This window comes from Kocuria sp. SM24M-10 (assembly GCF_001027955.1).
Lineage (GTDB): Bacteria > Actinomycetota > Actinomycetes > Actinomycetales > Micrococcaceae > Kocuria > Kocuria oceani.
Genome location: NZ_LDNX01000140.1, coordinates 38,525 through 48,122 on the forward strand (window position 1 = coordinate 38,525; position 9,598 = coordinate 48,122).

Here is a 9,598-nt window from a genome sequence, read left to right on the forward strand (position 1 = left end):
CGGGTCCGGCCGGGCGGTGCCCCGAGCCGGTCCGCGGGCTCAGGCGTCGACGGTCCGGGGCGCGGAGCGGGTGGCGCTGCCCAGCTCCACGGTGCGCCGCACGGACCACCACAGCAGGAGGACCAGGAGCGCGTTGCGCACGGTGAGGACGGCCGCCATCACCGGGTGCGCGTGGATGAGCGGGGTGTAGAAGAGCGGGTAGATCACGAACGTGGCCACCGCGATCCCCATCAGCAGCGCCGCCGGGGCCCTCCACCGCCGTCGGTCGTGCACCAGGCCGACCACGACGACCGGGGCGAGCCAGATCATGAACTGCGGGGACCCGACCTTGTTGAAGACGATGAACACGGTGGTCATCATCAGCGCCCCCTCGTAGAGGAGCTCCTCCCGCTCGGCCCCGCGCCGGAGCGCACGGACCAGCAGGGCCGACCCCGCGAGGACGGCCAGCACGAGCAGGGGCTGCATGAGGAACGCGGTGACCTCGGCACCGGGCCCGTAGACCTCGGTGGAGTTGATGGCCACGTTGTCGGCCATCCGCGCTCCGGCGACGTCGAGGACGCTCAACCAGACCCACGGGGTGGAGAACGTGGCCTCCAGCTGCATGCCTCGTTCCCCCTGGTTGACCAGGAAGTCCGCGATACGTGCGATGCCGCCGGAGAGATACGTGCCCAGCACCACCACCGCGGTCACCACCACCCCGGCGGCCAGGACCTGGAGCCGCTGCCGGCAGGCGATGACCAGGGCGAGCAGGACGGCCGCCGGCCAGACCTTGATCCAGGTGGCGATGCTCAGCAGCACCGAGCCGAGCACCGGACGCCCGGCCGCACAGAGCAGCCCGATGAGCACGATCGGGGCCGCGACGCCCTCCACCCGGGCGAAGCCGAGGTAGCCCATGAAGACGGTGAAGACCAGCCACCACCACGCCGGGAGGACGCTGCGCGCACGCCACGGACCACGGGTGAGACAGGCCAGTGCCACGGCGTCGAGCACCGTGATGATGAGCGTCCACACCAGCAGATAGGGGCCGGGCCCGGCGATCCCGGCCAGGTGGATCGGGATCTGCGCCAGCACCGGGTACACCCACGGGCTGATGCCGTCCGCGCCACCGGTCGGGTCGTACCCGGCCATGGCCCACCGGCGGTACTGCTCGGTGTCGCTGAACGCGTCGCCGTGGACGACGAAGGACATCATCCAGCCCAGGAAGTAGAGGTGGACGACGGCGAAGCCCCACCACACGCTGGACGGGCGGGCGAACCAGGCCACGGCGCGGGCGGGCAGGACGGTGTCGCGCAGACCGGTCAGCCGGTCCCGGAAGGCGGCGGAGATCTCAGGACTCCTTGGTGGTGAGCACGGTGGTCGGCCGCGTCGAGCCGAGCCGGTACAGGCGGCGCCCCGACCACCACAGCAGCACCACGAGCATGGCATTGCGCAGGGTCAGCACCAGGGCCATCCGCGGGTCGTTGTGGCTGAGCTCGTAGTAGAACAGCGGGTAGACGAAGAACGTGGCCACGGCGATGACGATCAGCATCGCCGCCGGCACCCGCCACACTGCCCGGTGGTGGGTCAGCCCCACGGCCACGGCCGGAGCGAGCCACACCATGAACTGCGGCGAACCGACCTTGTTGAACACGATGAAGGCGGTCACCATGGTCAGCGAGCCGGCCAGCAGCAGCTCGGTGCGGTCGACGGCGCCGGACTGCTCACCGCGGCGCAGCCCCCGGGCGATCAGGACGGTGACCACGGCGGCGGCCAGCAGCAGCAGGGGCTGCATCAGCACGGCCATGGTCTCCGTCCCGGGGCCGTCCACCTGCATGGAGTTGATCTCGGTGTTCATGTACATCCGGGACTCGCCCGCCCCCAGCACGGACAGCCACAGCCACGGGGTGGTGAACGTGGCCTCGAGCTGCATGCCCCGGTCCCCCTGCTGGGTGAGGAAGTCGAGGAGCCTCGGCAGCTCCCCCATGGCGGCGGCAATCCCGGCCGCGGCCGCGCTGACCAGCAGGCCCGCGACGACGACCTGCACCCGCTGGCGCACCACCGTGACCAGGGCGAGCACCACGGCGGCCGGCCAGACCTTCATCCAGGTGGCAACGCTGAGCAGGACCGATGCGACCACCGGGTGCGCCGCGCCGTAGACCAGGGCGACGAGCACCAGCGGGGCCGTGAGCCCGTCGACACGGGCGAAGCCCAGCCAGCCCATCAGGAAGACGAAGCCCAGCCACCACCACGCGGCCGGGACGGCCCGGCGGTCGCGCCCCCAGTCCGTCAGCTTCCCCACGGCCCAGCCGTTGAGCACGGTGATCATGAGCACCCACAGGAAGAAGAACGGTCCCGGACCGGCCGCTCCGGCCACCGCGATCGGCAGCAGGGCCAGCACCGGATAGACCCAGGGGCTCGGTTCGGCACCCAGGTTCTGCTCGTCGAAGCCGGCCTGTGCCCACGCACGATAGATGTAGGTGTCGCTGAAGGCTCCGCCGAGCAGGGACGTCACCAGGGCGTACACCAGGAACACCAGGTGCACGGCCAGGAAGCCGGTGAGCAGTCCGCGCGGGGAGTTCGCCCAGAGCTGCCACCGCTGGGGCAGCAGGCGGTCTCGGAACCGGGTGAGCAGGCTGAAGGTCTTGTCCGTGGACATGGGGCGATCCTCGTCAGGGGCTGAGCGACAGGGCAGCGGGCCGTCCCGGCGAGCCGTCACCGGGACCGTTGCGCGGCTCCCCCATGCTACGTGCCCGGGCGGCGGCGGGCGGACACCCGCGCCCCCGGACACCCCGGCCCCGGCCGGCGCCCCGGTGCGGGGACCACGCCCCCCGCGGTCCCGGGGCCCAGGAGTCCGTGACTGCTAGGATCGGGCTCCCGGAGAGCATCCGGCACACCTGTCCGCCCAGCAATGGCACACCTAGGGGATCAGCACACGTCATGACGGCAGGTGGTTCGCATCGGGGGGCACCGGAGAACCGTCATGAGCAGGCCGAGGAGGCCGCGGCAGCACGGCCCCGGCCGGAGCCGGCCTCCCCGCGGCCACCGCGAGCGCACGTCGCCGTCCTGCAGGGGTTCGTCGGCTGCGTGCTGATGTTCGTCGGATCGATCGGCACCGGGTGGATCGCGAGCGGTTCCCCCATGGTCCGCAATCCCCTGGTCATCGCCCTGCGCGTCGAAGGGTGGGGCGTGTACTGCTCCACCGTGCTGCTGACCGTCGGCGCAATGCTGCTGGTGCGCTCCTGGCTCCGCCTCGGGCAGAGACTCCAGGGCTGGCCCGCCGGCGCCCACCGCACCGTCCTGCTGGCGGTGTGCGCCTGGTCGCTGCCCCTGCTGTTCGCCGTGCCGATCTACTCCCGGGACGTCTACGCCTACATCGGCCAGGGGCGGCTCATGCTGGCCGACCAGAATCCCTACACGACCGGCATCTCCACTCTGGAGAACTGGTTCATGCTGGGCGCCGATCCGGCCTGGGCGGAGGCCCGCACTCCCTACGGTCCGTACTTCCTGTGGGCTGCGCGGGCGGTCGTGGCCCTCACCGGCGCCCAACCGGACCTCTCGGTCCTGCTCTTCCGCCTCCTGTCCTGCGCCGGCGTCCTCCTCTGCGTGGTCTATGTGCCCCGGCTGGCGCAGCTGCACGGGGTGGACCCGGCTCGCGCCCTGTGGATCGCCGTGGCCAATCCCCTGTTCCTGATCAGCTTCGTGGCCAGCGCGCACAACGACGCCCTGATGCTCGGGCTGGCCGTGGCGGGCACGTACGCCGCGGCCACGGGCCGGCCGATCGCCGGGGTCCTGCTGGTGACCGCCTCGATCACCATCAAGCCCATCACCATCCTGCTGCTGCCGTTCATCGGGCTGCTGTGGGCGGGACCGAAGGCGTCCTGGGGGCGGAGATTCGGCCTCTGGGCCGCGACGGCGGCCCTGAGCTTCGGGGTGCTGCTGCTGAGCGGGCTCCCCTACCAGCTGGGCACCGGGTGGGTCTGGGCGCTGGTGGATCCGACCCCGGGCTTCACCGGCTACTCACCGTCCGGGTTCCTGAGCCAGCGGGTCGACCACCTCGCGGACGCGGTGGGCCTGCCGGGCGCTCAGCTGGCCTCGGCGCTGCGCAGTGCGCTGCAGTACACCGCCATCGGGCTGGTGCTGCTCCTGATGTTCCGCGGCGACGACCGGCAGGCGGTCCGCAGGCTGGGTCTGGCCTTCGCGGCCGTGGTGCTGCTCTCGCCGATCATCCAGCCCTGGTACATCCTGTGGTTCCTGCCGTTCCTCGCCGCGACCGGCATCAGGGACAACTGGCAGATCCGCTCGCTGTACGTCGTGATCACCTTCTTCGTCATCTTCGGTGCCCAGGACCAGCTGTCCGTGTGGCCGTTCATGGAGCTGCCGGTCGACGCGTCGACGATCGCGTTCGTGACAGCGCTGGCGTTCACCGCCTATCTGATCCTCCTGGACCCCCACACCCGGCACCTGCTGGTCCGCGGAGGCCCGGTGCGCTGGCTCGCCCGCCGGCGCCCCCGTCGCTGAGACCCCCACGTGGGCGCCCTCCCCCGGTCGGCCCGGGGCGGTCCGGACCGCCCCGGACGGCGACGGAGCGAGCGGTGACCGCGGGCGCCGCCGGGCCGTGCGCGTGGCGGCGGCGCCGTCGCGCCCCGGGCCCGTGGGATCGCCGCCGACGACCCCCTCGTGACGTCGGGCTAGAGTCGAGGGCATGGCCGGACAGCAGACAGCACGCACCCCGTCGAACCTGCTCGACGGGCCCGCACCGGAGACGGTGGCGGCGGAGGCCGCCCGTCGGCGGACCTTCGCGGTGATCTCGCACCCGGATGCGGGCAAGTCAACGCTGACGGAGGCCCTGGCCCTGCACGCCCACGTGATCGAGGAGGCCGGGGCCACGCACGGCAAGTCCAGCCGGAAGGCCACGGTCTCGGACTGGATGCAGATGGAGCAGGACCGGGGGATCTCGATCAGCTCGGCCGCCCTGCAGTTCAGCTACCGGGACACCGTGATCAATCTGCTCGACACCCCCGGCCACGCCGACTTCTCCGAGGACACCTACCGGGTGCTGGCCGCGGTCGACTGCGCGGTGATGCTCGTCGACGCCGCCAAGGGCCTGGAGACCCAGACCCTGAAGCTCTTCGACGTGTGCGCGAGGCGGGGCCTGCCGGTGATCACCGTGATCAACAAGTGGGACCGCCCCGGCAAGGACGCCCTGGAGCTGATGGACGAGGTGCAGCAGCGCACCGGCCGGGTGCCGGTGCCGCTGACCTGGCCGGTGGGGCTGTCCGGGGACTTCCGCGGCACCCTCGACGTGCCCACCGGCACCTACACCCGGTACCGCCGGGTGGCGGCCGGGGCCGCGGTGGCCGAGGCGGAGGTGCTCGACCCCGCCCAGGCCGCCGAGCTCGAAGGGCCGGCGTGGGAGGAGGCGTGCGAGACGGCCGACCTGATGGCCGAGAGCAACGGGGCCTTCGAGCCGGGGGCGTTCCTGGCCGCGGAGGCCACCCCGGTGCTGTTCGCCGCCGCGGCCCTGAACTTCGGGGTGGCCACCCTGCTCGACGTCCTGGTCGACCTCGCTCCGGCGGCCGGTCCGCGTCCCGACGCCGCGGGGGTCCCGCGACCGGTGGAGGCGCCGTTCTCCGGGTTCGTGTTCAAGCTCCAGGCCGGAATGGACCGCGCCCACCGCGACCACGTGGCGTTCCTGCGGGTCTGCTCCGGGGTGTTCCGGCGCGGGACGGTCCTCACCCACGCGGCCACCGGCAAACCGTTCGCCACCAAGTACGCCCACCAGGTCTTCGGCCGGGACCGGGAGACCGTGGAGACCGCCTTTCCCGGGGACGTGGTGGGACTGGTCAACGCCTCCGTGCTGCGGGCCGGGGACAGCGTCTACGTGGACACCCCGGTGGTCTTCCCGCCGATTCCGCACTTCTCCCCCGAGCACTTCCAGGTGGCCCGGGCCGTGGACGCCGGACGGGCCAAGCAGTTCCGCCGCGGGATCACCCAGCTCGAGCACGAGGGCGTCATCCAGGTGCTGCGCTCGGAGGCCCGCGGGGACCAGGCGCCGGTGCTCGCGGCGGTGGGGCCGATGCAGTTCGAGGTCGTCGCCGACCGGATGGCCCAGGAGTTCGGCGCCCAGGTGCGCCTGGAGGTCCTGCCCTACACCCTGGCCCGGCGGGTCGTCGCCCCGGACCCCGAGGTCCTCAACCGCATCCCCGGCACCGAGGTGCTGTGGCGGGCCGACGGCGAACCGATCGCCGTGTTCACCGACAAGTGGAAGCTCGGTCGCATTCCTACCTACGCCCCCGAGGCCACCCTCGAACCGATCGGCGGCGACGCCGACGAGACCGCCCCCGCCTGAGTCCGCCCCCAGAGCTGCGACGCTGCGACGAGATTCCACGGGCCGGGTCCCGGTCGACGGCTCGGTGCGCCACGCCCGGCGCGAGGAATCGGCTCGCGAGACGGTGAGGCGACGGCCGGCGCACGAGCGCAGGCCCGCCGTTCCACGACGTCGCTGATCGTGGACCGCCGCTACGGCGCCGTGTCCCGTCGACTCCTGACCCGTCCGACGACGGCGCCACCGCCCACCAGCAGGACGAGCACGTAGACCAGGAGCAGACCCCAGGACGCGATCGTGTTCTCGTGGGAGAGCACGGCCAGCAGGCAGGCGGCCGCCACCGCGATGCCACCCGTCCACCGAGCGCGGGCGGTGAGGAGCAGGACGCCGGCCAGCGCGGCCACCGCGGATGCACGGCGCACGTCGTGTGCGCCTTCGACGCGCAGGAGCTCCTCCTCGTCGGTGCCCCAGCTCACCAATGGAACCGCGTGCACCAGGCCGAGGTACAGGGCCACCGACGCCATGAGCCCGATCAGGCAGACCGCGACAGCGATCAGGACGCGGCTCACCCGGAGCGGTGCCCGCGGTTGGGGAGCGGTGCCGGTCATGGCCTCATTGTCCACAGCGGCACCGCACGTGCACCACCGGCAGATTCCGCGATCTGTGACGGCCCGCTCGGCGCGCCCCTTCCGCGAACCGCGAGGTACCGCCAGAGTATGAGGCACGGCGACACCGGCCGCACGTCATCGACAGGAGGTCCCCATGGGCCAGCTCATCATCACCGAGTTCACCACGCTCGACGGCGTCGTCGACTCCCCCGGCGGTGGCCCGCATCCGCACGCGGGCTGGACCTTCCAGCAGGTGGAGTTCGACGAGGCCGCCTACGAGATCAAGGACCGGGAGCAGCAGGAGGCGGCCGCGATGCTGATGGGCCGGGTCAGCTACGAGGAGTTCGCCCCGGTCTGGCCCTCGATGGAGGATTTCGCCGAGTACAACGCCATGCCGAAGTACGTGGTGTCCTCCACCCTCGAGAACCCGGCGTGGCACAACACCTCGGTGCTGCGCTCCCTCGAGGAGGTTGCCCGGCTGAAGGAGACCGTCGACGGCACCATCCTGGTGCACGGCAGCGCGACGCTGGCCAAGGGCCTGGCCGCCGCCGACCTCGTGGACCGGTACCACCTGCTGATCTTTCCCGTGCTGCTCGGTGCGGGACGGCGTCTCTTCGACGACACGACCGACACGCTGCGCAAGCTCGACCTGGTCGAGCACGAGGCCTACGGGAACGGCGTCGTCAAGGCCGTCTACGACGTCGCGCGCTGACCCATCCCTCCCGCTGCTCGAGCACTCCGCCGCGGACCGGGTCCGCTCCCGCGGCGTTCGGCGGCCCGAGATCCTCATCCCGGGCCGCCAGGCGACCGGCGGGTTGCCCCGGACCCTTGCATACCCCAGGGGGTATATTGCATACTGGGGTCACACCGTTCCCCGACAACACGTCGAAAGGCACTTCGTGACCTCCGCCCCCACCGTGACCACCCTCGACCCCCGGACCCTGCGCCAGTGGATGGCCCAGCACGAGGACCTGGTCGTCGTCGACGTCCGGTCCGCGGCCGAGTTCGAGTCCCTGCACATCCGCGGTTCCTACAACGTGCCCCTGCCCCTGCTGTCCGAGCACACTGCCGAACTGGCCGCGCGCCTCGGTGAGCGCGTCGTGCTGGTGTGCCAGTCGGGAGTCCGTGCCGAGCAGGCCCGCCAACGGCTGTCCACCGCCGGAATCGACACCGCCTACGTGCTCACCGGCGGAGCCCCCGGCTTCGCCGCCGCGGGCGGTGATGTCGTGCGCGGTGCCCAGCGCTGGGACCTGGAGCGCCAGGTGCGCATGGCCGCCGGCTCCCTCGTGCTCACGGGGCTGGTCGGGGGCCGGCTCATCTCGCCCAAGGTGCGCGCCCTGGCCGGGATCGTCGGCACCGGCCTGGCCTTCTCGGCGGCCTCCAACACCTGCGCGATGGGCAAGGCGCTCGCAGCCATGCCGTGGAACAGGGCTGCCGACGAGCCCACCGCCACCTCCGCCATCAGCCAGATCCCCGCTGCGGGATCCTGAGCCCCACCAAGGCCGATCGGCGCTGACCGGAGCTGACCGAGGGCCGCGTGCGCCGCCGCCCGGCTCCGTCGCCACCGTCCCGCAGCATCGAGCATTCCCAGGAGCAGCCATGTCCGAGATCGGCGTCACCGAGGCCGAGCAGCGCCGCGCCCAGGAACAGGTCCTCGACGTCCGCGAGGACGTCGGGGTCGCCGACGGCATGATCCCCGGCGCCCTCCACATCCCCATGGGGCAGCTCACCTCCCGCCTGCCCGAAATCGACCGGACCCGCCCGGTGATCGTCGTCTGCCGCAGCGGTCACCGCAGCGCCCGGGTGGCCGACGCGCTCACCGGCGCCGGCTATACCGCGGACACCACGGCCGGCGGCATGCTCGCCTGGGAGCGCGCCGGGCTGCCCGTCCGCTGATCCACCACACCCGGCACCGGCCGTCGGGAGCCGGGCACCGAGGAGCGGGCGCCGGGCGCGGGGCACCGAGGAGCGGGCGTCGACAGGTTGAAGGGGCCGTCCGCATCTCGCGGACGGCCTCTTCCGCCGTTTCCACCCCCCTCACTGCGCCCCGCCGGAGCCGGAGTGGCCCGGACGGGATCCGTGTCGCAGGGCGACCCCGGAGCGCGCCGGGAGCACCTCCGCATCGCACCGCACGGCGAGCGCCCCCCGGTCCGCCGAGGCTGCGTGGACGGCCTGACCGGGACATGCCTGGAGATGTGCCCGGAGCGGGACGGCGGTCGCTGGGCCTGTCCGGGCGACGTTCTCGACATCTCCGTCCGTGACGACGACGTCGGGGCGGACCATCACCCGGTCCGCGCCCCGTGCCAACTGCTGGTGGCGCAATCATTGCCGGCGCCCGGCGCCCGGCACTCGGTACTCGGTGCCCAGCGCCCGGCACCCGGCACCCGGCACACAATGCCCGGTGCCCGGCGCCAGGCACCCGGCCCCCAGTGCCCGGCGGGCCAGGGCCGGGGGTCGGCGTGCAGGTGGCCACCCGACTCCGCTGCAGCCCGGAAGGGCAGCATCCGATCGGGCGAGTCGTCGCCTCCTCCGCCGGGCGCGTGTCGTCCCTGTGGGCACTTCGGCCACTCCGGGTCATCCTGCCGAAGGCGCACGGGCGTGTCGCCCGAGCCAGCCCTTCATGGCCGAAGACGACACCAGGGGCCGCCCGCGTGTTGCGGGCGGCCCCTGGTGTCCAGGGGCGCTC

General features: G+C 72.5%; 8 protein-coding genes. 5 read left to right on the forward strand and 3 right to left on the reverse strand.

Going from position 1 to position 9,598, the window contains the following annotated elements; all coding sequences use genetic code 11:
* Positions 1 to 39 precede the first annotated feature (39 nt).
* On the reverse strand, positions 40 to 1,263 hold the full coding sequence (locus ABL57_RS17010) for a glycosyltransferase 87 family protein (protein WP_238986102.1): 1,224 nt from the start codon (positions 1,261 to 1,263) through the stop codon (positions 40 to 42).
* 64 nt (positions 1,264 to 1,327) lie between these two features.
* A complete protein-coding gene (locus ABL57_RS17015) occupies positions 1,328 to 2,635 on the reverse strand; it encodes a glycosyltransferase 87 family protein (protein WP_047804665.1) in 1,308 nt (435 codons plus the stop codon).
* A gap of 281 nt (positions 2,636 to 2,916) precedes the next feature.
* Between ABL57_RS17015 and mptB the strand changes: the two genes are divergently transcribed.
* Positions 2,917 to 4,497, forward strand: a complete 1,581-nt coding sequence (gene mptB / locus ABL57_RS17020) for a polyprenol phosphomannose-dependent alpha 1,6 mannosyltransferase MptB (protein ID WP_047804666.1) — start codon at positions 2,917 to 2,919, stop codon at positions 4,495 to 4,497.
* 184 nt (positions 4,498 to 4,681) lie between these two features.
* Complete coding sequence (locus tag ABL57_RS17025) at positions 4,682 to 6,328, forward strand: peptide chain release factor 3 (RefSeq protein ID WP_047804667.1); 1,647 nt, start codon at positions 4,682 to 4,684, stop codon at positions 6,326 to 6,328.
* Positions 6,329 to 6,498: 170 nt separating this feature from the next.
* On the opposite strand, the gene ABL57_RS17030 is transcribed toward ABL57_RS17025, so the two are convergent.
* Complete coding sequence (locus ABL57_RS17030) at positions 6,499 to 6,912, reverse strand: hypothetical protein (protein ID WP_047804668.1); 414 nt, start codon at positions 6,910 to 6,912, stop codon at positions 6,499 to 6,501.
* A gap of 154 nt (positions 6,913 to 7,066) precedes the next feature.
* Between ABL57_RS17030 and ABL57_RS17035 the strand changes: the two genes are divergently transcribed.
* The 3 genes from ABL57_RS17035 to ABL57_RS17045 all read left to right on the forward strand — a co-directional run bounded on the left by ABL57_RS17035 (position 7,067) and on the right by ABL57_RS17045 (position 8,808).
* A complete protein-coding gene (locus tag ABL57_RS17035) occupies positions 7,067 to 7,624 on the forward strand; it encodes a dihydrofolate reductase family protein (RefSeq protein WP_047804669.1) in 558 nt (185 codons plus the stop codon).
* A gap of 187 nt (positions 7,625 to 7,811) precedes the next feature.
* Positions 7,812 to 8,402, forward strand: coding sequence for a rhodanese-like domain-containing protein (locus ABL57_RS17040; RefSeq protein ID WP_047804670.1), 591 nt, complete (start codon positions 7,812 to 7,814; stop codon positions 8,400 to 8,402).
* A 109-nt stretch (positions 8,403 to 8,511) separates the two neighbouring features.
* Positions 8,512 to 8,808 carry a rhodanese-like domain-containing protein gene (locus ABL57_RS17045; RefSeq protein ID WP_047804671.1) on the forward strand — a complete coding sequence of 99 codons (297 nt, stop codon included), beginning with the start codon at positions 8,512 to 8,514 and terminating at the stop codon, positions 8,806 to 8,808.
* The last annotated feature ends 790 nt before the right edge of the window (positions 8,809 to 9,598 follow it).

Bases quoted from the DNA above. Each gene is read 5' to 3' on its own strand.
- ABL57_RS17045 (WP_047804671.1), top strand. From the start codon at position 8,512: ATGTCCGAGATCGGCGTCACCGAGGCCGAGCAGCGCCGCGCCCAGGAA.
- mptB (WP_047804666.1), top strand. From the start codon at position 2,917: ATGACGGCAGGTGGTTCGCATCGGGGGGCACCGGAGAACCGTCATGAG.
- ABL57_RS17030 (WP_047804668.1), bottom strand. From the start codon at position 6,912: ATGACCGGCACCGCTCCCCAACCGCGGGCACCGCTCCGGGTGAGCCGC.
- ABL57_RS17035 (WP_047804669.1), top strand. From the start codon at position 7,067: ATGGGCCAGCTCATCATCACCGAGTTCACCACGCTCGACGGCGTCGTC.
- ABL57_RS17025 (WP_047804667.1), top strand. From the start codon at position 4,682: ATGGCCGGACAGCAGACAGCACGCACCCCGTCGAACCTGCTCGACGGG.
- ABL57_RS17015 (WP_047804665.1), bottom strand. From the start codon at position 2,635: ATGTCCACGGACAAGACCTTCAGCCTGCTCACCCGGTTCCGAGACCGC.